Here is a 24988-nt window from a genome sequence, read left to right on the forward strand (position 1 = left end):
ACAGGAGCCGTTAAGACATGCCTAATTTCTTTATCGATCGCCCGATATTTGCGTGGGTGATCGCCATTATTATCATGCTGGCTGGGGGGCTATCGATCCTCAAATTGCCGGTAGCGCAATATCCGACGATTGCGCCGCCTGCGATTTCGATCACGGCCATGTACCCCGGTGCTGACGCCGAAACGGTGCAGAACACAGTAACTCAGGTTATCGAACAGAACATGAACGGTATCGATCACCTGATGTACATGTCCTCCAACGGCGACTCCACCGGTACCGCAACCATTACCCTGACCTTCGAATCCGGTACCGATCCGGACATCGCACAGGTTCAGGTACAGAACAAGCTCGCTCTGGCGACGCCGCTTCTGCCGCAGGAAGTTCAGCAGCAGGGTATCAGCGTTGAGAAAGCCTCCAGCAGCTTCCTGATGGTTGTTGGTGTTATCAACACCAACGGCACCATGAACCAGGACGATATTTCGGACTACGTTGCGGCCAACATGAAGGACGCCATCAGCCGTACTAGCGGCGTGGGCGACGTTCAGCTGTTCGGTTCCCAGTACGCTATGCGTATCTGGATGGACCCGAACAAACTGAACAACTTCCAGTTGACGCCGGTGGATGTTATTAGCGCGCTGAAAGCGCAGAACGCCCAGGTTGCAGCAGGTCAGTTAGGTGGTACGCCGCCTGTACCTGGCCAGCAGCTGAACGCCTCTATCGTGGCACAGACCCGTCTGACGAATACCGAAGAGTTTGGCAACATTCTGCTGAAGGTTAACCAGGACGGTTCTCAGGTTCGCCTGCGCGACGTGGCGAAAATTGAACTCGGCGGCGAAAGCTATGACGTGGTGGCGAAGTTTAACGGTCAGCCGGCTTCCGGTCTGGGTATTAAACTGGCAACCGGCGCAAACGCCCTGGACACCGCGAATGCTATTCGCGCTGAACTGGCGAAAATGGAGCCGTTCTTCCCGTCAGGGCTGAAAATCGTTTACCCATATGACACCACGCCGTTCGTTAAGATCTCGATTCACGAAGTGGTGAAAACGCTGGTCGAAGCGATCATCCTGGTGTTCCTGGTGATGTACCTGTTCCTGCAGAACTTCCGCGCGACGTTGATTCCAACTATCGCGGTGCCGGTGGTACTGCTCGGGACCTTTGCGGTGCTTGCCGCGTTTGGCTTCTCGATAAACACCCTAACGATGTTCGGGATGGTGCTCGCCATCGGGCTTCTGGTGGATGACGCCATCGTGGTGGTCGAGAACGTTGAGCGTGTCATGGCCGAAGAAGGGCTACCGCCGAAAGAAGCCACGCGTAAGTCCATGGGCCAGATTCAGGGCGCACTGGTCGGTATCGCGATGGTGCTGTCAGCGGTATTTATCCCGATGGCCTTCTTCGGTGGTTCTACCGGGGCAATTTATCGCCAGTTCTCTATCACCATCGTTTCCGCGATGGCGCTGTCGGTACTGGTAGCGTTGATCCTGACGCCGGCACTGTGTGCCACCATGCTGAAACCAATCGCCAAAGGCAGCCACGGATCTACCAAAGGCTTCTTCGGCTGGTTCAACAACATGTTCGAGAAGAGCACGCACCATTACACCGATAGCGTAGGCAACATTCTGCGCAGCACCGGTCGTTATCTGCTGCTGTATCTGATCATCGTTGTCGGTATGGCGTACCTGTTCGTGCGTCTGCCAAGCTCCTTCTTACCGGACGAAGACCAGGGCGTATTCCTGAGCATGGCGCAGCTGCCTGCCGGTGCGACCCAGGAACGTACGCAGAAAGTGCTGGATGAGATGACCAACTACTATCTCACCAAAGAGAAGGACAACGTTGAATCCGTCTTTGCCGTAAACGGCTTCGGCTTCGCGGGTCGCGGCCAGAACACCGGTATCGCCTTCGTGTCGTTGAAAGACTGGAGTGAACGTCCGGGCGCTGAAAACAAAGTTGAAGCGATTACCGGTCGTGCGATGGGCTATTTCTCGACGATTAAAGATGCGATGGTGTTCGCCTTTAACCTGCCAGCTATCGTAGAACTGGGTACCGCTACCGGCTTCGACTTCCAGCTGATCGACCAGGCAGGTCTGGGACATGAAAAACTGACCCAGGCGCGTAACCAGCTGTTCGGGATGATTGCCCAGCACCCTGACGTGCTGACCGGCGTGCGTCCTAACGGCCTGGAAGATACGCCGCAGTTCAAAATTGATATCGACCAGGAAAAAGCTCAGGCGTTATTTCCATCAGCGACATCAATACCACTCTCGGCACGGCCTGGGGCGGTAGCTACGTCAACGACTTCATCGACCGCGGTCGTGTGAAGAAGGTGTACCTGATGTCTGAAGCGAAATACCGTATGCTGCCGGAAGATATTGGCAAATGGTACGTTCGCGGTAGTGATGGTCAGATGGTGCCGTTCTCCGCATTCTCCACCTCACGTTGGGAATACGGTTCACCACGTCTGGAACGTTACAACGGTCTGCCATCCATGGAAATCCTGGGTCAGGCAGCGGAAGGTAAGAGTACCGGTGAAGCCATGAACATGATGGAAGAGCTGGCGGGCAAACTGCCTGCGGGTATCGGCTACGACTGGACGGGCATGTCCTACCAGGAACGTCTGTCCGGTAACCAGGCCCCTGCCCTGTACGCTATCTCGCTGATTGTCGTCTTCCTGTGTCTGGCAGCACTGTACGAGAGCTGGTCTATTCCGTTCTCGGTTATGCTGGTGGTTCCACTGGGGGTTGTTGGTGCGCTGTTGGCCGCTACGCTTCGCGGATTAACGAACGACGTTTACTTCCAGGTGGGCCTGTTGACCACCATTGGCCTGTCGGCGAAGAACGCGATATTAATCGTTGAATTCGCCAAAGACCTGATGGACAAAGAAGGCAAAGGGCTGATTGAAGCGACGCTGGAGGCGGTACGTATGCGTCTGCGTCCAATCCTGATGACCTCACTGGCGTTTATCCTCGGCGTTATGCCGCTGGTTATCAGCTCTGGTGCAGGCTCTGGTGCACAGAACGCCGTTGGTACCGGCGTAATGGGCGGGATGGTGACAGCAACCGTTCTGGCCATCTTCTTCGTACCGGTGTTCTTCGTGGTTGTACGTCGTCGTTTCAGTCGTAAAAGCGAAGACGTCGAGCACAGCCATAAGGTAGAGCATCACTAAAGCTATGCTATAGAAAGGGCCGCAATTGCGGCCCTTTTTTATTCCCGCCGTTCACTTTTGCGGAGTGTTTATTTTTTAATCACCACGAAAACAATTGATACCTTTTATCAACCGAAATTTAAATACCCTCACATTTCCGATTTAATTGAGATTTATCTTTAAGTAATTTCGAATAATCCCAAAAAAAGCCCAAAACAGAAGCAAATTAAGAATATTCCTATGACCATTAAACGCACGAAACGACGTTGTCGTGGTCTAACTCTTTGAATGCTCTCTTTATCAAACTAAAGTATGAGAAGGTAAGGCATTAACGCCTTTCTGGATGGGTGTCGTTTATAAACAGACTAACCATTTGAGACTTAATTGTAATTTTTCGTAATAGCTCGGTGAAATCTTTTGCGGAGTAGATTATAGTTACAGCAGATCAGGAACACGTGCATGTTTCAGGTTACCCAGTAGTACCCATCCCGCACCGGTATTTTTTACTCGTTGTTTGAACTGCGATAAGGGGATGCGTTATGGACGAATACTCACCAAAAAGACACGATATCGCACAGCTTAAGTTTCTTTGTGAAACCCTGTATCATGACTGTCTTGTCACGCTTGAAGAGAGCAACCATGGCTGGGTGAATGACCCTACCTCGGCGGTTAACCTGCAGCTTAATGAGCTGATTGAACATATTGCAACGTTTGCACTTAATTATAAAATTAAGTACGACGAAGATAATAAATTGATTGCACAGATCGACGAATATCTGGATGATACTTTTATGTTGTTCAGTAACTACGGCATTAATAGCAGCGACCTGCAAAAATGGCGTAAGTCAGGGAACAAACTTTTCCGCTGTTTCGTCAACGCTAGCCGAGCTAACCCTGTTAGCCTCTCTTGTTAAAATTATTACAATCATTAGGTGAATTATGTCTGATAAACCATTAACTAAAACTGATTATTTGATGCGCCTAAGACGCTGTCAGTCAATTGATACGCTGGAGCGTGTCATTGAAAAAAATAAATATGAATTGTCCGATAACGAACTGGCGGTATTTTACTCAGCAGCCGATCATCGTCTGGCCGAGTTAACCATGAATAAATTGTACGACAAAATTCCTTCGACCGTCTGGAAGTTCATCCGTTAATCTTTATTCATTACAGGCACGTACCCACTTTTTCCGATCTGAACAATATCTGTGATTGTGGTCACAACGATAAAAAGGGAACGTTCCCAAAACATCATTCGCCTTCTATGGTGATGGCTTCCAGTACAGGGAGGCCCCATGAGTGAAGAAAAACGCAAAATGATTGCCGGTGATGTTTATCGCCCGGCTGACGATACGCTTAAAGCAGACCGAATGCGCGCCAGGCAACTTATTCATCGGTATAACCACACCGGACCGGATGAAAAAGCCGAACGTCACGCGCTATTGGCCGAACTATTGGGCACAACACACGATGCCTATATTGAACCGACATTCCGCTGCGACTACGGCTACAATATTCATCTTGGTGCCAACTTCTACGCTAATTTTGACTGCGTAATGCTTGATGTCTGCCCTATTCATATCGGCGATAACTGCATGCTGGCCCCGGGCGTGCATATCTACACCGCCACCCATCCGCTTGATGCCACAGAACGTAACAGCGGCATAGAATACGGAAAGCCGGTCACCATCGGTCACAACGTATGGATTGGCGGGCGAGCGGTCATTAACCCTGGCGTCACCATTGGTGATAACGTGGTTATTGCTTCTGGCGCAGTCGTGGTGAAAGCTGTTCCAGCAAACGCCGTTGTTGGCGGCAACCCTGCAAGAATCATCAAAATGTTGTCCTGATAACAGACGCTGACTGTTATGCTTTTTTGCAACCGATCTGTTACTTTTCGTATTGATTGACGCAACATACAATAGGCTATTCCGCCCCTCGTTGCCGAGCAAAAGATGTCAGAGATCCAGCGATTACTCACGCAAACCATTGATGAACTGAACGCCACTGAAAAGCGCGATAATCGACCGCGCTTTAGCATCAGCTTTATCCGTAACCATCCCGGCCTCTTTATCGCCATGTACGCCGCGTTCTTCGCCACGTTGGTGGTCATGATGCGTTCTGAGACCCTGGCTGATACGGTCTGGCTACTCTGGCTGCTGTTTGCGCTGCTGAACGGCTTCTTCTTTTTCGATGTTTATCCGCGCTACCGCTATGAAGATATCGATGTGCTCGATTTCCGCGTCTGCTACAACGGCGAGTGGTACAACACCCGCTTTGTGCCAAAACAGCTCATCGAGCGGATCCTGAACTCTGCCTGCGTGGATGTCCAGGCCAAGGCCCAGCTGCAAAAAATGGTTTCAACCAAGGGCGAACTGTCGTTTTACGATGTGTTTACCCTTACTCGCGCCGAAGCGGCGCAATAAGACGCTGTAACGTCCGTATCGCCGTCGTAAACTGCGATGCGGACGTATTACCATAACCCAGCACCAGCCCTGATTTCGCCTTCTGGCGGTCAAGATAGAACGTACTGAGCGCGCTGGGTGCCATCTGGTGTAAACGCGCTTGCCGCACCAGCTCCACGTCATCAATCCCTTCAATCACCACCGTCATATGCAGCCCCCCTTCTCCTGCCATCAACTGATGGGGAACGATCAGTTCCTGCTCCAGTGTTTCCTGTAACTGCGCCTGTCTCTTACGGTAAAGTCGCCGCATTGCCGCCAGATGGCGAGCATAGTGCCCCTCTTCAATAAAGCAGGCCAACGCGCGTTGCTCGGCACGGTGTCCGCCGCGTAATAGCGCACGTATAGCTGGCTGAGCGGCCTCAACCAGCATCGACGGCAGCACCATAAACCCAATGCGTAACGATGGAAACAGCGTCTTGCTGAAGGTCCCCAGGTAGACCACAGGGGCGTTATCCACCATACCTCGCATCGCTGGTATCGGTTCGCCGCTAAAGCGAAACTCACTGTCATAGTCATCTTCGACTATCCAGGCCCCGTGCTGACGAGCATAGTCCAGCAGCGCCAGGCGTCTCGTGGCGCTCAGTACGCTGCCGGTAGGATACTGATGCGAAGGTGAGGTAAAAATCATCGTCGGCGGCGTTAAGTCCGGCGGGATTTGCATCCCTTCACCGTCGACCGAAACGGCTTCTACCTGTAGCCCTGCGGCCAGAAAGGCGCTTTTAGCGCCAAAATAACCCGGGTCCTCGACCCAGGCAGTCTGGCCTGGCTCACTCAGCAAATGCGTACACAGATTTACCCCTTCCAGCGCCCCTTCGGTGATGACAATTTGCCGAGCGTCGCAGTCAATCCCGCGCGATAACGCAAGATGTCGGGCTATCGCGACCCGTAGCGGCCACTCGCCTGCCGCATCGCCATAGCCCAACAGTGAACTCCCCTCTTCACGCAGGACGCGGTTGAGCAACCGCCTCCAGAGCGGTAATGGAAAATAGTTAATGGCTGGCGTGCCCGGCGTGAACAGCAGCGGTGGCGTGTCGCGCGGCGAAATCTGCGGTAGTCGCTGTAAGCGTGATGGCAGCGTTACCCGCTCCAGCACGGCACCATCAATACTCACTGACTGCGGTAACGACGCCACTCGAGAACCCTGGCGGTCCCGGCGAAGATACCCTTCCATCGCCAACTGTTCCAAAGCAGCGTTCACCGTATTGCGAGAAATCTGTAGCCGTTCAGCGATAACCCGCGACCCAGGAAGCCAGCTCTGCGCCTGTAGCTGTCCTTGCATAATGGCCTCTCGCAACGCGGCATACAGGCTGCGTTGAAGTGTCTCTTTGCCGCGCATCTGAAGCGAGCGGGATAGCAAGGTAAAAAAGGGATCGTCGGGAATATTCATCTCATCTCCTCGTGGTACCATAAAAATATAACCTGGTGGCACTTTTTACGGAACCAGTAAACCCCTACGCTCAGCGTATTGTTTATTTTCCCTAAGGAGAGGTTATGAGTCAGCTGAATCAATTTGGTCAGTTAATCGGCGACGCCCTGCCGGATTGGCAGCCACGTCCACATCCTGAGCGGGTGGTTCTGAAAGGGCAATACTGCCGCCTTGAGCCGCTAAGCCTTCAGCACGCCGATGCCCTGTTTACCGCACACCGGCAGGCAACCGATACCCGCAACTGGACGTGGTTGCTGCGCGAGCCAGAAAGTTCGGTTGAAGAGTATCGTCAGTGGGTCGCCAGCGTCGAAGCGCTACAGGATCCACTGCACTTTGCGGTGATAGACCAACGAACGAATCAACCCGTGGGCTCGCTGGCGCTGATGCGCATCGACCCGAATCATGGGGTCATGGAAGTCGGTCACGTCCACTTCTCACCGTTGTTAAGCAGAACCCGCGCCTCTACGGAAGCGCAGTGGTTGCTTATGCGCTACGCCTTTGAAACGCTGGGCTATCGTCGCTACGAATGGAAGTGCAACAGTCTGAATGAACCTTCCCGCAAGGCCGCACTGCGTTTAGGATTTCAGTTTGAGGGTCATTTTCGGCAGGCGCTGGTGATTAAAGGCCATAACCGCGATACCGACTGGTTTTCGATTATCGACGGCGAGTGGCCAGCCTTGAATGGGGCATTTCAGAAATGGCTTGCCGCCGACAATTTTAGTGCCGACGGCAAGCAACTCCACTCCCTGGAGTCACTGCGAGAGTTGTCCGCTTAACGGCGCTTCTTGCGCCCCTGAACGGCCTTAAAGCGAGGGTTTGACTTGCAGATAACGTACAGTCGCCCTTTACGTTTCACGATCTGGCAATCCGGGTGGCGCTGTTTGGCGCTGCGCAATGAGTTAAGTACCTGCATTATGAACCTCGTTTCACATCAATAAAGCGACCAAAACGCTGGCTGAAGCGCGCCACGCTGCCCTCGGTGGAGGCCGTTCTCTGCTTCCCGGTGTAATACGGGTGCGATTTGGACGACACATCAATCGTGACATACGGATATGTCACACCTTCCAGCTCAATTTCCCGGTCGGTTTTAATGGTCGAGCCCACTTTGAAGTACTCGTTGGCGCTGGTGTCATGAAACACCACGGTGCGGTAATGAGGATGGATATTGGCTTTCATCTGGCCCTCGATATCATATGTTATAACATAACAATTACGATACGCCGTCAAAAAGCGCTTTGCAACCCTACATTTTAAATGGGTATAGCCGAAGTGCAGACCGCACTTCGGCAAGAGAGGTTAGCGGCTGAGCTGATGCGCAATGGCGCGCAGCTGCTCGGCAATCGCCTGCATATCTTTGCCCTGCTCCACCTTCGCACCGGTAGAATGGCGCACGACAAGGCGGGCCGGGAGGATGGATGAAGTCCGTGACGAAGCGTTATCGTCGCTTTCAAGAATACGGCGTACCGCCTCTTTGCCTTGCAGGTCGAGGTCAAGCGACACGGTGGTCAGCGCCGGATAGAAAAACGAGCTTTCATAAGTGTCATCGTAACCAATCACCGACTTTTCGCCTGGGATCGCCACCTGATGCTGATGAAATGCGCTCAGTACCCCTAACGCCATCTGATCGTTACCCACCAGCACCGCCGAGAAATCCGGGGTTTCGCGCAGCATTTGCAGCGCGCAGGCGTAGCCGCTTTGCGCATCCCAGTTGCCGTGCAGCACGGTCACCGGCTTCAGGCCATAGCTGCTGAGCGTATCCAGCCAGCTTCTCAAACGCAGGTTGGCAGAGACAGAGCTCACCGGCCCGGCCAGAATCGCCATCTCCCGATGACCCGACTCATACAAATATTTCACGCTAGCACGCGTGCCATCTGCCGGGTTGAACGAAACGTTATACACCGAACTATAGGGATCAACGTCGAGGAAAAGACAGACGATATCATCGTTATCATCTGCGATTTTCTGCGCCATTTCGGTCTCTAATGGCACGTTGATAATCACTTTACTCACCAGCTGTGATTTCAGTTCGTTGATCGAATCCTGAATACTATGATTGACGCTCTCATCAATCATCGAAATCAGTACCTGATACCCCTCCACATTTGCGTAGCGTTTCACCGCTGCCGCAACCTGAGAAGGCGCATGCAGCGCCAGTGAAGTGGTCACCAGTCCAAGGGTATGACTGGTCTTGCCAACCAGCTGCTGGGCAAGTCGGTTTGGGACATAGCGGAGTACCTCGATGGATTTCTCCACCTTGTGGCGTGTGGCTTCGGATACATTGGCAGATTTATTGAGTACCCTGGACACAGTCTGGTAGGAGACACCCGCATGGCGAGCAACGTCTTCCAAAGTTGCGCTTTTAGACTTCATCGTCCGGTTCCTTATGTTGTTATCGCTAGATTGTAACAGGGGTCATCCCAAAAAACGTCTACCGACCTGATTTATGGCATACGATAACACAAAAAAGAAATACGCTCACATAGCCATACAATAAGAACCGTCTTACACACCCAACCAAAAATGGCTAATTTATTTGCAGTTAATCACACATCAGCGATCAAATGTTTGCCAGTTTTTACATTTAGGCATTTTATTACACACGTTATGTGAACGTACTACAAAACAAAACGAGGATAATAATGAAAACAACCCTACGCACGCTTTCAATTGCGTTGGCTACTGCGCTGACTTCATCTTCTCTGCTGGCGGCAACGTCAGTTCCTATTGATTTCCATGGCTACCTCCGCTCCGGCGTAGGGGTTTCTAGCGATGGCGGAATGCAAGAATGGCAAAAGAACAAACTCGGCCGTCTGGGAAACGAAGCCGACACCTATGGTGAGCTTGAATTAGGCTCTGAGGTGTATAAGAAAAACGATGTCAGTTTCTATCTGGACTCAATGGTCAGCATGGTCTCCGACGGTTCAAACGATAACGAAACCACCCTCGGTGACGATGCGCAGTTTGGTTTACGTCAGTTAAACCTGCAGATTAAAGGGCTTGTCCCGGGCGATCCGAATGCGGTTATCTGGGGCGGGAAACGCTATTACCAGCGCCACGACCTGCACATCATCGATACTAAATACTGGAATATTTCCGGCTCCGGCGCCGGGATCGAAAACTACACCGTTGGCCCAGGCGCAGTCTCAGTAGCTTGGATCCGCGGCGATGCCAACGATGTCGACTATCGCGTTGACGGCGATAACGACGTCAACATCAACTACATTGACCTTCGCTATGCGGGCTGGAAACCGTGGAGCGGCGCCTGGACCGAATTCGGTATCGACTACGCCATGCCGAACCCAACCGACAAACAGAAAGATTATGGTGGCCTGTATGATGCCGATAACGGCGTAATGCTGACCGGCGAAATTAGCCAGGATATGTTTGGCGGCTATAACAAGCTGGTGCTGCAGTATGCCAACAAAGGTCTGGCACAGAACATGGTCTCTCAGGGCGGTGGTTGGTACGACATGTGGAACTACGTCAACGATGCCACCGGCTACCGTGTTATCAACACCGGTCTGATTCCAATTACCGACAAGTTCTCTCTCAACCACGTGCTGACCTACGGTTCGGCGGATAACACCACCGAGTACACCGATAAATCGCGTCTGGTCTCGCTGGTTGGCCGCGCGCAGTATCAGTTCACCGAATATGTGCGTTTAATCGGTGAAGTGGGTGGCTTCTACCAGAAAGACTCCTACACCAACGGCAGCCACTATAAGCAGAGCGGTGAGAAATACACTATCGCGTTAGGCCTGGCAGATGGCCCTGACTTTATGTCTCGTCCGGAACTGCGCGTCTTTGCCTCTTACCTGAATGATTCCGAGCAGGGCAATGCCTTTAACGACGGCACCGCCAGCGATACCTGGAACTTCGGCGTACAGGTGGAAGCCTGGTGGTAATGCGTTAACCTGACTGAGTCATTGTTTTGCCCTAATTCTATCTTTTTTTATTTGCGCCAATTTTATATTTGCCACTCCATTATTGTTTCTATCATCTGGCCTTGGGGATAACGCTATTATTAGGTTATCCCTTTTTTTATCGTACAGATAATAAAAAACCCCGATATTAAATCAGGGTCTTAATACCATCATTTGTAGGCCGGCACGCCGGTTGTCTCAACAAACAATATAAAACGATTTATTTATTGCCAGCAAAGTGTTCATCTAATAACTGACGCAATGCATCAGATTGCTTGCCAAATATAGCGTGAACCTGCTGCCCCAGAATAATAACCCCCAGCGCACCTTCATTCTGCAACGCCTGAGAATCTACAACGGACAGATCTTTGACCGTGACGCGCAGTCGCGTAATACAGGCATCAACATTTTCAATATTATTCTGACCGCCAAACGCGCTAATCAGACGCTGAATTTGCTGTTGCTCACTGGCGCTTAATGGCACCGACGGTTTAGGCTGGGAGAAGTAGTGCAGGAAGGATTTAAGGCTGACCATCATCGACGCTCCTTGATTATCTACAGAGGTAAAAAAGCCTGCTCGGATGAGCAGGCTTGGGATTGCGGCGGATTATGCTGTACGGCGAACGATACGACAGTCCCAGGGTTGCAGTACCTGTTGACCGCTGGCATCAGCGCCGGTAGCGGCGTGCTCATAGCCATCAGGCAAGGTGACCGTCTGCGTCTGCGCGGTAAAGTTCTGCACAAAGACAAAGGTACTTTCGCCATCGGTACGCGCGGTTGCCACCACGCCCGGCGGGAAGCTGCTTGCAACCGCTCGAGGCAGCGCCAGTTCATCCATCAACGAGGTGAAGAAATCACGCTGGAACGCCAGATCGTTACGCGAGGCAATATGCCACGCCTTGCCCTTACCGACGCTATTGACTGTCACGGCCGGGCGACCCGCATAAAAATCATCGCGATACGCTGCCAGCGTCTGCGCCGTTTCAGGATGAATCAACTCGCACAGGTGGCGTACCTGGTACGGCCCCTGTAGGCCAACCATGTTCCCCGCCAGCCCCTGAACCTGATTACGTTCGCCGTCGTCCAGGCAATCGATCTCTTCTGCCCAAATACCTAGCAATTTGCGCAGCGGGCCAGGGAAACCGCCAAGGTGGCAAAGGTCGCTTTCATTGACGATCCCCGTCCAGTAGGTAGTGACCAGATGACCGCCGTTAGCAACAAAGGCTTCGGCTCGCTCAGCAAAACCGTCGCGCACCATATACAGCATTGGCGCAATCACCAGCTGATAGGCGCTGAGATCGCCGTCGGCGTCAATCACGTCTACGGCGACCCCTTGCTCCCAGAACGGACGATAGTGTTCGTTCACCGTCTGTTCATACTCCATACCTTTGTTGCGTGGCCCCTGCGCGTCGTCCATCGCCCAACGGTTCTGCTGGTCAAAGATGATGGCGACCTTCGCATCGGTGCGACAGCCGACCACGTCCGGTAGCTGGCTTAATATATTGCCAAGCTGAGTGACTTCGCGGCCAACGCGGGTATCAAGATGGCCGACGTGGTCGATAATCGCGCCGTGGAATTTCTCCACCGAACCACGGCTCTTACGCCACTGGAAATACTGCACTGAATCCGCGCCATGGGCTACCGCCTGTAGCGAAGAGAGGATGTGCATACCCGGTTTTTTCAGCTTGCTGGTCGGCTGCCAGTTGGTCACGCTCGGCGTGGACTCCATCAGCACGAACGGTTTGCCGCCCTTCAGCGTACGCATCATGTCGTGGTACATCGCGGTATAGCAGGCGAGCGTGGTCTCGTCTTTATCGCGATGCCACATCGGATAGCTATCCCAGGAGATAAAATCCAGCGGCTCGGCAAGCTGCGAATAATCGTAGTCGTAGAAATATTCCATAAAGTTGGTGGTTACCGGCAGATCCGGGTTCGCCGCCTTCAATGGCGCAATTTCATGACGACAAAATTCCGTCACCTGCGCAGTATTAAAACGTCGCCAGTCAAGGTTCAGGCCATGAATAGACACTTCGCCCTGCGGCGACGGCGACTCAATCTGCTCCCAGTCGGTATAGGTATGGCTCCAGAAGGTGCTCCACCAGGCGTGGTTCAGATTATCGAGCGTCTCGTACCGCGCCTTCAGCCAATCGCGGAACTTCACCTGACAGCGCGGGCAGTGGCACTCACCGCCGTATTCATTGGAAATATGCCAGCCCAGCACCGCCGGATGCTGGGAATAGCGTTCCGCCAGCAGCGTGTTAATTTTCAGCGTTTTTTCACGGTAAACCGGCGAGGTCATACAGTGATTATGACGACCGCCGTGCAGCGCCGGAACGCGATCGCGCCCCACGCGCAGCACTTCCGGGTAGGCTTTTGACATCCATGCCGGGCGCGCGCCGCTTGGCGTGGCTAAAAAGACATGTATCCCAGCGGCATAAAGTTTATCAATAACATTATCCAGCCAGGCGAAATCAAATACGCCCTCTTGCGGTTCAAGTTTGGCCCAGCTAAATATCCCCACCGACATGACATTACAGTTTGCCTGCTTCATCATCGTAATATCCTGGTCGATAATACCGGGATAATTCTCCCACTGCTCCGGGTTATAATCTGCGCCATGCAATAGCGCATTAACCTTCGAGCTCAAAGGCGGAAATTTTTGCATAATAAAATCCTGAAAAAGAGTGTTCGAATTAATTAAATACTTTTACCGACGGCAAGACTTTCCCTTTGCAGTCAAATAGCGCCTGGTTTTCGCGTGCATTACCTTCTTTCCATTCATCATGGATATATTTCATGCCCGCTTTCGTAGCCCAGGTATTTCCCGGAACGGCAATCCAGGTTGGCTCCCAATAGAAAATGCCTTTGCCTCGATGATTGGGAACATCAATAACGGCCTGCATTAAGTCATGAATATAGTTATATTGCCCCTGAACCGTGCCCGGATAACCGCCGTCTTTCTCTTCTTTCGCCTGGAAGCTGTTTTCTGCGTTATCGCAGTTCTCCAGGGTGTAGCCATAGGCGGCTTCGACCACGATGACATCTTTGTTGTAGCGTTTGCTGATGTCATCCATGTTGGCCTTCAGCGCGCTAATAGGGCCGTTCCAGTAGGTATACATCGACAGACCAATCACGTCATACGGGACGTTGCGCTTGCTGATCTCATCAAACCACCAGCGGAAGGTGTCGTTTTTAGTACCTTCAGCCAGGTGGAGCATGATTTTGACCTGCTCGCCGCCCTTCAGATTCTCTTTCAGCCCGGAAATCGCCGCGTTCAGCAGGCCTGCTAAACGGTCAAACTCGCCGCCGCCCTGCCCCCAGCTTTTGCCTTCAGGCCAGAGAATGCCACCGTTAATTTCGTTGCCAATCTGCACCATATCCGGCAGCACGCCCTCCTGCTTGAAGCGAGCGATGGTGTCACGGGTATAGTCGTGAATCTCGGTTTTCAGCTGCGGATAGTCCATCTTTTCCCAGGCTTTGGGTTTGTACTGCTTGCCCGGATCGGTCCAGAAATCGCTGTAGTGGAAGTCCAGCAGCAGCTTCATACCCTGCGCTTTTGCTCGCTTCGCTAGCGCCAGCGTACTGGCGAGATCGTTATCGCCGCCACCGTACGCTTTGCCGTCGGCATCTTTCGGGTCAACCCACAGGCGCAGACGAACGTAGTTCACGCCGTTGGCTTTAAGAATGGCCAGCGCGTCCTGCGGCTGATTTTGTTCGTTGTAGAAACGGGCGCCGTGCTTCTCGGCATCCAGCAGGGTCGAAATATCCGCGCCTTTAATAAAGTCCGCCGGCATGGCGTTAAACGGCTTTGTTTGCAGCGTCTCGGCCGCCAGCGAAGAGGCGGAAAAACTACAGGAGAGACAAACAGCAAGCAGAGCGGGTGCAAATCTTTTCATGTGGTTATCCTTTGGTGCTGCCGGAGGTCAGGCCGGACACGAAGTATTTCTGTAATGCCAGATAGAGAATCGCCACCGGTACGGCAATCAATACGGCTCCTGCCGCGTAGGTGGTGTAACTGGCGCCCATTTTTTGCGCCACCAGGTTGTACAACCCGATAGGCAGCGTGTATTTATCCGGCGTACGCAGGATGGTGCTGGAGAGAATGAAATCCCCCAGCGGGCCGGTGAAGGAGAACAGCGCCACCACCGCCACAATCGGCTTCGACAGCGGCATGATTATCTCGATGAAAATGCGGAAGTTACTCGCTCCGTCCATACGCGCGGACTCATCAAGATCTTTGGGGATCGCATCGAGATAGCCCTTCATCAGATAGGTATTCATCGGGATCATCCCCGCCACGTAGATCAGCACCAGCGCGAAGTGGCTGTTAATCAGCCCCAGCAGCTGAGAGAGCACGAAAATGGCAATCAGCGCGGAGAACTGCGGGATCATCTGCAGCAGTAAAAACAGCATTAGCCCGTTCTGTCGCCCTTTAAAGCGAAAACGCGAGAACGCATAGGCGGTGAAGCTCACGCTAATTAGCGTCAGCACCATGGTCAGGAAACTGATTTTCATCGAGTTCCAGTACCAGGTCATGTAGTTCACCTGGCCGTTAAACAGGTCGGCGTAGTGCTGGAACGACAGGTTCTCCGGAATAATAGAGGTGCTCAACAGGCTGTTCCCGGCGTTGAGCGACGCGCCAATAGTCCAGATCAGCGGGTAAATAATGATGGTGGAAACCAGCACGATAACCAGCCAGGAGAGCGACAGTCGCACCCATTTTTCACGTTTAATACTTTGTGATTTAGCCATGTGATTCCCTTACGCCATGTCGTCATTTTTGAAGGATTTCGTGGCGCGGAACTGCCACAACGCCAGACCGACGACAAAAATCGACAGCAGAATGGTAATAGTTGCCGCAATGGCATACTGGGAAGAGGACATGGTCAGCTTATAGATCCACGACACCAGAATATCCGTACCGCCCGCGTTCGACCCGGCCACCGCCGGCCCACCGTTGTTAAACAGGTAGATGATGTTGAAGTTGTTAAAGTTGAAGGTGTATTGCGTGATGATGATTGGCGCAATCGAGTAGAGCACCAGCGGCAGCGTGATCGTCCGCAGTTTGGTGGTGGTGCTGGCACCGTCCATCGTCGCCGCCTCGTAGAGATCGTCAGGAATCGCCTGCAATACCCCAGTGGTCATCGCGAACACAAACGGGAAGCCAAGCCAGGTCTGCATCATAATCAGCGCGGTCTTGGTCCAGAACGGGTCGGTCATCCACGCTTTTGGGCTGATGCCGAAGAACGACAGAATCGCGTTGTTAATCACGCCGAAAGAGTCGTTAAACATCCCGGCGAACACCAGAATGGTGACAAAGCCCGGTACCGCCCACGGCAGAATAAAGATGGTACGGATAAGCGGCTTAAAGCGCAGATCCTTCTGGTTGACCAGAATTGCCAGCAGTACGCCCACGGTACATTGCAGCGTGGTGGCCAGCAGCGTCCAGACCACCGTCCACTGCAGCACGTCGAAGAAGGTCGAGCGCCAGATGGACAGCGTGAAAATATTAACGAAGTTCTTAAGCCCTACCCAATCCACCAGCTTCGCAGGCGGCGTGTGGTAAAGGTTATAGTTGGTAAAAGCGATGGCGAAACCAAACAGGATTGGGAAAATCACTACGAACACCAGCAGGATGAAGCCTGGGGTGATCATTAAATAGGGGAAGCCATCGCTCAGCAGCATCTGGTACTGCTTGCGCACGCTGTTCAGTTGCTGGCCATCGTCACGCTTCTTACCGTTCACCCACGCATCGCGAAGGGAAAGGTAATAAACGGTAGCGCCAAAGGCGACAATCAGCACGCTGATAATCCCTTCCGCTAACAGGAAAATAGAGTTATCGCGCGGGACCTCTTCTCCCAGCGTGTATAGCCCCCACAGCCCTTCGCGCAGGAAGTCATAAAACACGCCCATAAAGCTGCTGAGCAGCACCAGGAAGATAAGTCCCTTCAGCCACTGGCGGTGATAGAACTGGCCAAAGCCAGGCACAATGGCCAACAGCAGGCCGCACCACGCATGGCGTCCGGCCCCCTGTGCTCTGTTTAAATTTTCGCTGGGATTGATAATCACACACGGCTCCTTCTGAAAACGGGAGGTCCCCCTCCCGTCCGTGACGTCAGTGCTTACTGGTTACTCGCCTGCATGGCTTCGATCTGCATCTTGACCTGTTTTTCGGCGTTATCGAGCGCCGCTTTCGGCTCTTGCTTACCGGTGAGGCTCAGCTCGAGCGCCGCGTTAGCTGGCCCCCACACTTCGCCCATTTCCGGAATACCCGGCATTGCCGTAGCGCGTGCCGCCTGCACCGCAACGGCGCTGGCTTTCTCATCGTTCTTGATAATCGGATCGTCAATCATCGCCTTCTGCGGCGGGATCTCACGCGTTGCGATATAGCGTGTTTTCACGTACTGCGGCTGGTTGATAAACGCAATGAACTTCTGCGCCATCTCCTTATCTTTACTCCAGGTCGACACCACGTAGCCCTTCACGCCAAGGAAGGAGCTCATCGGTTTACCGTCCGGCAGGTTTGGCAGCGGTGCCACACCATAGTTGATGCCCGCAGCTTCATACGGCTGGAAAGCCCACGGCCCGTTGATAACCGCCGCCGCTTTCTTCTCAGTGAACAGCGAATCGATGGCGTTCAGGCCGTTGTCGCCAATAATCCCCGCTGGGAACACGCCGTCGGCATAGAATTTTTTCAGGTAAGTGACCGCTTCAACGGCACCAGGCTTGTTCAGACCGACATCCTGCGCGTTGTAGCCGCCTTTGCCGTTATCGCCAAAGATATAGCCGCCCATCGGGCCAATCGCGCCCCAGCTGTAGTAAATCTGGTCGAACTTGGCGAGCAGGCCGTATTTGTTTTGCGCACGCTGTTTCTTCGAGTAGTCGTACCATTCCGGGAGGCTTGCCAGCGGCTTGTCGATTAAATCTTTGTTGTAAATCAGCACCAGCGTTTCGACCGCTTTCGGCACGCCATACAGAGCGTTATCCATACGAAAAGCGTTAATCGACGCGGGGGTAAACTCATCAATCTGCTTCTGGTCCAGCTTCAGCGGCGACAGCAGCCCCTGAACCACCGCGCCACCGAGCTGATCGTTGGGAATAACCAGCACATCTGGGCCAATCCCTGCCGGGCCATCAAGGCGCAGTTTTTCTAGCTGCTGCGCGTAGGGCATCTCCTGCACGTTGACCTTAACGTCATACTGTTTTTCAAAATCAGCGATGGCATCCTTAATTCCGGCGGATTTCTTTATGTCTTCCCAGACGTTAAGCTGCGTAGCCGCATGAGCCTGCAGGCTAATCAACTGCCCCGCGGCCAGAGTGGTAAGGATTAGTGCGGCAATGGTGTTCTTTTTCATTATCAACCTCATGTGAAGGTGTAACAATTTATCGTTTTAAACTACAGGGTACAGCACACTGTGACGCTTATAATGCTTGTTTAGCACCGAGTTACTCGTCTGCCTGTGATTTGTTATACGCTACGCTTTGAGTGATGATAAAACCACTGACAACTGCGAGTTGTGTGATCGTGATTGCAGAAATGAAACATCGATATAGGGCGCGTAAATAGCGGAAGTTATAGTCGTGCCATGATTTTCACGCTGTTGAGCACCGTTTAGCTAAATTGTCATACGTAGTACACAAATGGCATTTAGCGGCACTCATCCAACGGCAGGCAAAGGTTAATAACTTCGGGGAACGTCGATGTCTAATATCCGACTGAGGAATGTCACGAAACGCTTTGGCAGCACCGTCACGCTGCATAATGTCAATCTCGATATTGAAGACGGCGAATTTGCCGTATTTGTCGGCCCGTCCGGCTGCGGTAAATCAACGCTGCTGCGCATGATTGCCGGGCTGGAGGAAGTCAGCGACGGCGAAGTGCTGATTGGCGACGAAGTCATGAACGATGTCGCGCCATCCCATCGCGGCGTGGCGATGGTGTTCCAGTCTTACGCGCTCTACCCACACATGACCGTTGCCGAGAACATGGGCTATGGCCTGAAGGTGAACAAAGTACCAAAAGACGATATTCGTCGTCAGGTTGAAATGGTCGCCAAAACGCTGCAGCTTTCGCACCTGTTGGACCGCAAACCTAAGCAACTTTCCGGTGGCCAGCGCCAGCGAGTGGCTATTGGTCGTGCCATCGTGCGTAACCCGCGCGTCTTTATGTTTGATGAACCGCTGTCAAACCTCGATGCCGAACTGCGCGTGGACATGCGTCTGCACATTGCGCGCCTGCACCAGGAGCTGAAAACCACCATGGTTTATGTCACCCACGATCAGGTCGAAGCGATGACGCTGGCCGATAAAATCGTGGTGATGAACTACGGCAAGGTCGAGCAGATGGGCTCACCGATGGACCTTTACTACAACCCGATCAACAAGTTCGTCGCCGGGTTTATCGGCTCACCGAAGATGAACTTCCTGCCCGCTACCGTTGCCGACTGGCAGCCAGGCTCGCTGACCGTAAACCTCGCCCAACAGCATACGCTGACGCTGGCGATAGAGACCGCCCCGCTCACGCCAGGTGCCACCGTCACGCTGGGCATTCGCCCGGAGCATCTCTCAACCGACACCAGCCGCGGGACGGTACTGGCCTTTAACTGTGAAGTGGTTGAGCGCCTTGGCAACAACACCTATCTGTTCGGACAATGCTACGGCCACGACAACGTCAAAATCCTGCTGCCGGGCGATGTCCACTTCCGCCCGTGGCAGCAAATTGACCTCGCCTTCGATAACCAGCACTGCATGGTCTTCGATGAAGATGGCCTGCGCATCAGCGCCGATATTGCCGCGCCTAATCAGCATTAATCCCCGCCTTCCACGCACGGCCTTACGCCGTGCGCTTTAGCTAATTTTCGCAAAAGCTCAGACCCCCACTTCGTCATAAATTAGAAAATAACGTTATTGGTCGACCCCTCCGCCATCAGGCAGTCTGTTGTTATCAACCCGACGGAGATATCCCATGCAGCGCTGTTGTTGTCATCCCGCATTTGCACCACCTGAACATTACGGCATTTATCTGCAAAACGGAGTATTCAATGAGTCTGACCACCCTGCCCATCCTCAGCCTGGCGCACTACCACCAGACGTCTGAGCGCGCTGAGTTTCTGCTGCAACTTCGCCACGCCGCCCGCGACGTCGGCTTTTTCTATCTCACCGATCACGGTATCAACGATGCCTTGCAGCAGTCGCTGCAGTCGGAATCGCGCCGCTTTTTCGCCCTGTCCGACGAACAAAAACAGCAGGTGGCGATGATTCATTCTCCACACTTTCGCGGCTACAACCGCAGCGCGGCAGAGCTAACGCGCGGCCAGCCGGACTGGCGGGAACAGTTTGATATCGGTGCCGAACGTCAGGCCGTCTCACTGCGCGAGCACGACCCGCGCTGGCTTCAGCTTCAGGGGCCAAATCTCTGGCCTGAGGCGCTTCCCACCCTGCGTCCGGTGCTGTTGCAATGGCAACGGGCGATGACCGAGATGGCGATGACGCTGCTGCGCGCCTTTGCTGAGGCGCTCGAATTGCCCCCCGAGGCGTTTGACACCCTGTACGGCGAGAAGCCCAACGAGCATATCAAGCTGATCCGTTATCCCGGCCAGCAGGAGACGCAAAGCAGCACCCAAGGCGTTGGTGCGCATAAAGATTCCGGCTTCCTGAGTTTCCTGCTGCAAGATGAGCAGAAAGGGCTACAGGTAGAAGTCAGCGACGGCCACTGGATTGACGCCAAACCACTGCCAGGCAGCTTTGTGGTGAACATCGGTGAACTGCTGGAACTGGCAACTAACGGCTATCTGCGCGCCACCGTTCACCGCGTGATCTCACCGCCCGCGAACCAGCAGCGCCTCTCCATCGCCTTCTTCTTAGGGGCGCAGCTGGACGCCGTGGTGCCGGTTTATTCCCTGCCCGAACCGCTGGCACGAGAAGCCAACGGCCCACAAAGCGATCCGCAGAATCCGCTACTGCGAGATGTGGGTTGGAACTACCTGAAAGGCCGCCTGCGCTCCCACCCGGACGTGGCGGAGCGCTATTACCGTGACGTACTGCGCGCACGCAGTGAACAGCTGATTGCCTGATAACCATTAAAATAAGGAACACACCATGAAACATGCCGCATTCAAACTGGCAGGGGTTGCACTGTCTCTTTCTCTGGCCTGGAGCGCATCCGCCGCGCCGCTGCGTATCGCCGCTGACCCGGTGCCGCACGCGGAGATCCTCAACTTTATTAAAAAGCAGGACCCGAAACTGGATCTGAAAATTGTCGAACTGACCAGCGGCGTTAACGCCAACGAACTGCTGGCCAACGGCGACGTGGATGCCAACTACTTCCAGCACGTGCCGTATCTGAAAGATCAGGAAAAAGCGCTGGGCAAAACGTTTGCCGTTGCCGCCACGGTGCACATCGAACCGCTGGGGATCTATTCGCACAAACATAAAGATCTGCAATCGCTGCCAGAAGGCGCAACCGTCGCGGTCCCGAATAACACCACCAACCTGAGCCGCGCGCTGTTCCTTTTGCAAAGCAAAGGGTTGATTAAGCTCGATGCGAAATTTACCGACCCGGCAACCACTCTCGCGACACCGAAAGACATTGTGGAAAACCCGCATAAGCTGAAGATCCTTGAGGTGGAGTCCCCGCAGATCCCGCGTTCGCTGGACGACGTCGACCTGGCGGTGATCAACGGCAACTACGCGCTGGAAGCGGGGCTGAACCCGGCCAAAGACTCGCTGGGGCTGGAGAGTGCCACGCATAACCCCTACGCCAATATTCTGGTCACCACTCCGCAGCTGGCAAACGATCCGCGTATCAAACAGCTCGCCAAAGACCTGACTTCACCGCAGGTGGCCGAGTTTATTCGCCAGCACTACAACGGCTCGGTGATCCCGGTTAGCGCGCCGCAGTCATGATAGTCATTGAAGGGCTGAGCAAGCAGTATGCCGGAAGCGGCCACCCGGCACTCAACGACGTTTCGTTTACCGTCCCCAAGGGGGCCATTTACGGCATTCTTGGACGGAGCGGCGCGGGTAAAAGCACCCTGATTCGTTGTCTGAACCTACTGGAGCGGCCCAGCGCGGGCCGCATTCTGTTCAACGGGGAAAATATCCTGCAGTACGATAAAGCGCGGCTTCGTGCCCATCGTCTGCGCACCGGCATGATTTTTCAACACTTCAATCTGCTACACGCCAGAAACGTTGCCGACAACGTCGCCGTACCGCTGGAAATCGCCGGTATGCCAAAGGCGCAACGCCAGCAGCGCGTAACGGAACTGCTCGCGCTGGTAGGGCTTGGCGATAAAGCCAACGCCTTCCCTTCGCAGCTTTCCGGCGGACAAAAGCAGCGCGTGGGTATTGCCCGCGCGCTGGCGGCAGAGCCCGACGTGTTGCTGTGTGATGAAGCCACCAGCGCGCTGGACGCCGAAACCACCGCCAGCGTGCTGGCGCTGCTGGAGACGATAAACCGCCAGCTTGGGCTCACTATCGTGCTGATCACCCACCAGCTTGAAGTGGTCAAAAATCTGTGCGATCACGCGGCGCTGCTAGAAGGTGGAGAATTACAGGAAAGCGGGAAAATCGCCGACCTGCTGGCCTCACCCTGGTCACGTCTACGGGAAATTTTGCTGGGCGACGGCGATGAAGAACGCCGTTTTCTCGCTCGCCACGGCCTTGATGGGAGACACCTATGCATAGTCGCATGAGCTGGGAAGATTTATGGCCGCTACTGGTCGACGGCACGCTGGATACCCTCTATATGGTTGGATTCGCGACGCTGTTTACCGTCTTAATCGGGCTGCCGCTGGGCGTACTGCTGTTTATCTCACGGCGTCAGGGCATTGTCCCCATGCCGCGCCTGAACGCGGTGCTGGGCGCAATCATTAACACCGGCCGCTCGCTGCCGTTCATCGTGCTGCTGATTGCCCTTATCCCGTTCACCCGTCTGCTGGTCGGCACGACGCTTGGCAGCACGGCGGCAATTGTCCCCATTACCATCGGGGCATTTCCCTTCTTTGCACGGCTGACCGAAAGCGCGCTGGATGAGGTGGATTACGGCCGTATTGAAGCGGTGCTGTCGATGGGCGGCAACGCCTGGCACGTGGTGAGCAAAGCGCTGTTGCCTGAAGCGCTGCCAGCGCTGCTGGCCGGCACGACGCTGACCATTGTCATGCTGATTGGTTTCTCTTCCATGGCTGGCGTTATTGGCGGCGGCGGGCTGGGCGATTTAGCGATTCGCTATGGCTATCAGCGTTTTAACGATCAAATCATGGTGGGCACCGTGCTCATTCTGGTGCTGATGGTTCAGGGGGTACAGATGGGCGGCGACAGATTAGTTCGCGCGCTGGCGCACCGTCGCTAATTTGAGCTAATTCTGGTAAGGCATGAGATTTCACGTAATAAGCGTAGAAAATGTCGGGTATACTTACACGACTTGATCCCGGAAAAGGACCGGCAGTGACAACTCGACACCTGATCGGTCTGATAACCGGCGTGCTGATTATGGCGATACTCCTGCCTATTCTGCTAAGCATCTGGCTCGCCCAGCGCGAGGCACATCGACAGTTTATCGATGAGCAGGAGACCTATGCTTCGCGCGTGCTTATGCGTACCGAGCAGGTCATGGACTAGGCCAAAGGGGCGCTGCAACAGATGGATGAGCTGAAAGCCCCCGGCTGTAGCCCCGAGCATTTGCAGGAAATGCGCCGCCTCTCTTACTCCTGGCGCTATATTCAGGAAGTACTGTACCTCGACGGGCTAACCGCTAAATGCTCTTCACTTGAAAACAGCGGCGCACAGTTTACCTTCCCGCAACCTGACCGCATCACGCCTGGGGGCTATCGCGCCTGGTATACCGAGCGAAACGATCTCGGCATTCACCGCTATATGGCAGCCTTTGCCTCCGCTCGCCACATGGTGATCATCGACCCGGTCTCTTTTATCGATGTGATTCCGTTTAGCAATTCCAAAACCCAGGTTGCGCTGATTAGCACCCACAACAGCCGGGTGCTCGCCAGCAGCGCACCGCTGGACCAGCAGGCCTGGCAGAAAATCCAGCTACAGCACCTGGAGACGCTAACCGAAAACAATATCGTTTATACGGTCCGTGAGTTTCCCGACCTGCAGCTGTCGATCATGACCTGGTCTTCCACCCTGCCGCTGTCAGAACGCCTGCACCACCAGCTCATGCTGTGGCTGCCGGTTGGTATACTGATAAGCCTGCTGGCAAGCTGGTTGATTGTCCAGGTGCTGCGCCGCCTGCAATCGCCGCGTCAGCGTATGCTCGACGCACTGAACAATGCCGCCATCACCGTCTATTATCAACCGATTGTGTCGCTAAAAGAGGGGAAAGTGGTGGGATGTGAAGCACTGGCGCGCTGGAAACAACCGGACGGCACCTATTTGTCACCGGAAATTTTTATCCCGCTTGCCGAAGAAACCGGGATCATCACCAATCTGACGGAAAACGTCGCGAAGTCAGTGTTTCGCGACCTCGGTAAATGGCTGAGTCTGCACCCCGACCAGCACGTCTCCATCAACCTCTCCGTCGCCGATTTCCACTCGGTCGTCTTGCAAACGCTGCTACATCAGCAGATGCGAGTCTGGAATGTCCAACCGCAACAAATTGCCCTTGAGCTCACCGAGCGCGGCTTTGCTGACCCCAAAACGACGCTCCCGGCGATAACCGCCTACCGCAAGGCCGGGCACGCCATCTATATCGACGACTTTGGCACCGGCTACTCCAGCCTGCGCTATTTGCAGGACCTTGAAGTTGATACCTTAAAACTCGATAAATCCTTCGTTGAGGCGCTCGAATACGCCCAGGTCACACCATACATCATTGAGATGGCGAAAACCTTACAACTTAACGTGGTGGCGGAAGGGATCGAGAACACCTGCCAGGAGAAGTGGCTGCGCGAGCACGGCGTGCAGTTTGGGCAGGGCTGGCTTTACAGCAAGGCCCTACCGAAAGAGGAATTTATTCTCTGGGCGGAAAGCAACCTGCGGGCGCACGCTACTTAAGATAGGATTTGATCACCTGCATCA

Annotated in this window: 21 protein-coding genes and 2 pseudogenes; 13 read left to right on the top strand and 10 right to left on the bottom strand. The window is 53.9% G+C overall.

Annotated elements, in window-relative coordinates:
* The first annotated feature begins 17 nt into the window (after positions 1 to 17).
* The 5 genes and pseudogenes from acrB to GKAS_RS02285 all read left to right on the top strand — a co-directional run bounded on the left by acrB (position 18) and on the right by GKAS_RS02285 (position 5566).
* Positions 18 to 3160 (top strand): annotated as a pseudogene (acrB, locus tag GKAS_RS02265) (multidrug efflux RND transporter permease subunit AcrB).
* Positions 3161 to 3678: 518 nt separating this feature from the next.
* Positions 3679 to 4053: an Hha toxicity modulator TomB gene (gene tomB / locus GKAS_RS02270; RefSeq protein WP_035891857.1), complete on the top strand. Its 375-nt coding sequence runs from the start codon at positions 3679 to 3681 to the stop codon at positions 4051 to 4053.
* A gap of 25 nt (positions 4054 to 4078) precedes the next feature.
* Positions 4079 to 4297 (top strand): HHA domain-containing protein, encoded by a 219-nt coding sequence (locus GKAS_RS02275; protein ID WP_035891858.1) that lies wholly within the window; start codon positions 4079 to 4081, stop codon positions 4295 to 4297.
* 138 nt (positions 4298 to 4435) lie between these two features.
* On the top strand, positions 4436 to 4990 hold the full coding sequence (gene maa / locus GKAS_RS02280) for a maltose O-acetyltransferase (protein ID WP_035891859.1): 555 nt from the start codon (positions 4436 to 4438) through the stop codon (positions 4988 to 4990).
* 105 nt (positions 4991 to 5095) lie between these two features.
* Positions 5096 to 5566 (top strand): YlaC family protein, encoded by a 471-nt coding sequence (locus tag GKAS_RS02285; protein WP_035891860.1) that lies wholly within the window; start codon positions 5096 to 5098, stop codon positions 5564 to 5566.
* Here the strand turns inward: GKAS_RS02285 and pdxR are convergent.
* Positions 5541 to 6992 (bottom strand): MocR-like pyridoxine biosynthesis transcription factor PdxR, encoded by a 1452-nt coding sequence (gene pdxR, locus GKAS_RS02290; RefSeq protein ID WP_035891861.1) that lies wholly within the window; start codon positions 6990 to 6992, stop codon positions 5541 to 5543. The two genes, GKAS_RS02285 and pdxR, sit on opposite strands and share 26 nt — an antisense overlap.
* A 104-nt stretch (positions 6993 to 7096) precedes the next feature.
* Between pdxR and GKAS_RS02295 the strand changes: the two genes are divergently transcribed.
* Positions 7097 to 7807 (top strand): GNAT family N-acetyltransferase, encoded by a 711-nt coding sequence (locus GKAS_RS02295; protein ID WP_035891862.1) that lies wholly within the window; start codon positions 7097 to 7099, stop codon positions 7805 to 7807.
* Here GKAS_RS02295 and ykgO read toward each other — a convergent pair.
* The 3 genes from ykgO to GKAS_RS02310 all read right to left on the bottom strand — a co-directional run bounded on the left by ykgO (position 7804) and on the right by GKAS_RS02310 (position 9401).
* Positions 7804 to 7944: a type B 50S ribosomal protein L36 gene (gene ykgO / locus GKAS_RS02300; RefSeq protein ID WP_003859006.1), complete on the bottom strand. Its 141-nt coding sequence runs from the start codon at positions 7942 to 7944 to the stop codon at positions 7804 to 7806. The genes GKAS_RS02295 and ykgO overlap by 4 nt on opposite strands.
* Positions 7944 to 8207: a type B 50S ribosomal protein L31 gene (locus GKAS_RS02305; protein ID WP_035891863.1), complete on the bottom strand. Its 264-nt coding sequence runs from the start codon at positions 8205 to 8207 to the stop codon at positions 7944 to 7946. Before GKAS_RS02305 ends, ykgO begins: the two co-directional genes overlap by 1 nt.
* Positions 8208 to 8327: 120 nt before the next feature.
* Positions 8328 to 9401: a LacI family DNA-binding transcriptional regulator gene (locus GKAS_RS02310; protein ID WP_035891864.1), complete on the bottom strand. Its 1074-nt coding sequence runs from the start codon at positions 9399 to 9401 to the stop codon at positions 8328 to 8330.
* 269 nt (positions 9402 to 9670) lie between these two features.
* On the opposite strand from GKAS_RS02310, the gene GKAS_RS02315 reads away from it, so the two are divergent.
* Positions 9671 to 10936, top strand: a complete 1266-nt coding sequence (locus tag GKAS_RS02315; protein WP_035891865.1) for a maltoporin — start codon at positions 9671 to 9673, stop codon at positions 10934 to 10936.
* A 238-nt stretch (positions 10937 to 11174) separates the two neighbouring features.
* Here GKAS_RS02315 and GKAS_RS02320 read toward each other — a convergent pair whose 3' ends face one another.
* The 6 genes from GKAS_RS02320 to GKAS_RS02345 form a co-directional block, all read right to left on the bottom strand.
* Positions 11175 to 11489, bottom strand: coding sequence for a PTS sugar transporter subunit IIB (locus GKAS_RS02320; RefSeq protein WP_035891882.1), 315 nt, complete (start codon positions 11487 to 11489; stop codon positions 11175 to 11177).
* A 72-nt stretch (positions 11490 to 11561) separates the two neighbouring features.
* Positions 11562 to 13619 (bottom strand): beta-galactosidase, encoded by a 2058-nt coding sequence (locus GKAS_RS02325; protein WP_035891866.1) that lies wholly within the window; start codon positions 13617 to 13619, stop codon positions 11562 to 11564.
* A 28-nt stretch (positions 13620 to 13647) separates the two neighbouring features.
* Positions 13648 to 14850 carry a glycoside hydrolase family 53 protein gene (locus GKAS_RS02330; RefSeq protein ID WP_035891867.1) on the bottom strand — a complete coding sequence of 401 codons (1203 nt, stop codon included), beginning with the start codon at positions 14848 to 14850 and terminating at the stop codon, positions 13648 to 13650.
* A gap of 4 nt (positions 14851 to 14854) precedes the next feature.
* Positions 14855 to 15706, bottom strand: a complete 852-nt coding sequence (locus GKAS_RS02335; RefSeq protein ID WP_035891868.1) for a sugar ABC transporter permease — start codon at positions 15704 to 15706, stop codon at positions 14855 to 14857.
* Between the two features lie 9 nt (positions 15707 to 15715).
* Complete coding sequence (locus tag GKAS_RS02340) at positions 15716 to 17023, bottom strand: carbohydrate ABC transporter permease (RefSeq protein ID WP_035891869.1); 1308 nt, start codon at positions 17021 to 17023, stop codon at positions 15716 to 15718.
* A gap of 53 nt (positions 17024 to 17076) precedes the next feature.
* The gene (locus tag GKAS_RS02345) at positions 17077 to 18309 is read right to left on the bottom strand and encodes an extracellular solute-binding protein (protein WP_035891870.1); all 1233 of its coding nucleotides are present in this window, start codon (positions 18307 to 18309) and stop codon (positions 17077 to 17079) included.
* A gap of 346 nt (positions 18310 to 18655) precedes the next feature.
* Here GKAS_RS02345 and GKAS_RS02350 point away from each other — a divergent pair, with 346 nt between their 5' ends.
* The 6 genes and pseudogenes from GKAS_RS02350 (at position 18656) to GKAS_RS02375 (ending at position 24964) form a co-directional block, all read left to right on the top strand.
* Positions 18656 to 19765 carry an ABC transporter ATP-binding protein gene (locus tag GKAS_RS02350; RefSeq protein WP_035891871.1) on the top strand — a complete coding sequence of 370 codons (1110 nt, stop codon included), beginning with the start codon at positions 18656 to 18658 and terminating at the stop codon, positions 19763 to 19765.
* Between the two features lie 230 nt (positions 19766 to 19995).
* Positions 19996 to 21027: an isopenicillin N synthase family dioxygenase gene (locus GKAS_RS02355; RefSeq protein ID WP_035891872.1), complete on the top strand. Its 1032-nt coding sequence runs from the start codon at positions 19996 to 19998 to the stop codon at positions 21025 to 21027.
* 25 nt (positions 21028 to 21052) lie between these two features.
* Entirely contained in the window at positions 21053 to 21859 is an 807-nt protein-coding gene (locus GKAS_RS02360; protein ID WP_035891873.1) for a MetQ/NlpA family ABC transporter substrate-binding protein, read from the top strand.
* Positions 21856 to 22647, top strand: a complete 792-nt coding sequence (locus GKAS_RS02365) for a methionine ABC transporter ATP-binding protein (RefSeq protein ID WP_081918518.1) — start codon at positions 21856 to 21858, stop codon at positions 22645 to 22647. Before GKAS_RS02360 ends, GKAS_RS02365 begins: the two co-directional genes overlap by 4 nt.
* Complete coding sequence (locus tag GKAS_RS02370; protein WP_167540398.1) at positions 22644 to 23303, top strand: methionine ABC transporter permease; 660 nt, start codon at positions 22644 to 22646, stop codon at positions 23301 to 23303. Before GKAS_RS02365 ends, GKAS_RS02370 begins: the two co-directional genes overlap by 4 nt.
* A gap of 95 nt (positions 23304 to 23398) precedes the next feature.
* Positions 23399 to 24964, top strand: a pseudogene (locus GKAS_RS02375) (EAL domain-containing protein).
* Positions 24965 to 24988 lie beyond the last annotated feature (24 nt).

The sequence above is a fragment of the Kluyvera ascorbata ATCC 33433 genome (assembly GCF_000735365.1).
GTDB classification, from domain to species: domain Bacteria; phylum Pseudomonadota; class Gammaproteobacteria; order Enterobacterales; family Enterobacteriaceae; genus Kluyvera; species Kluyvera ascorbata.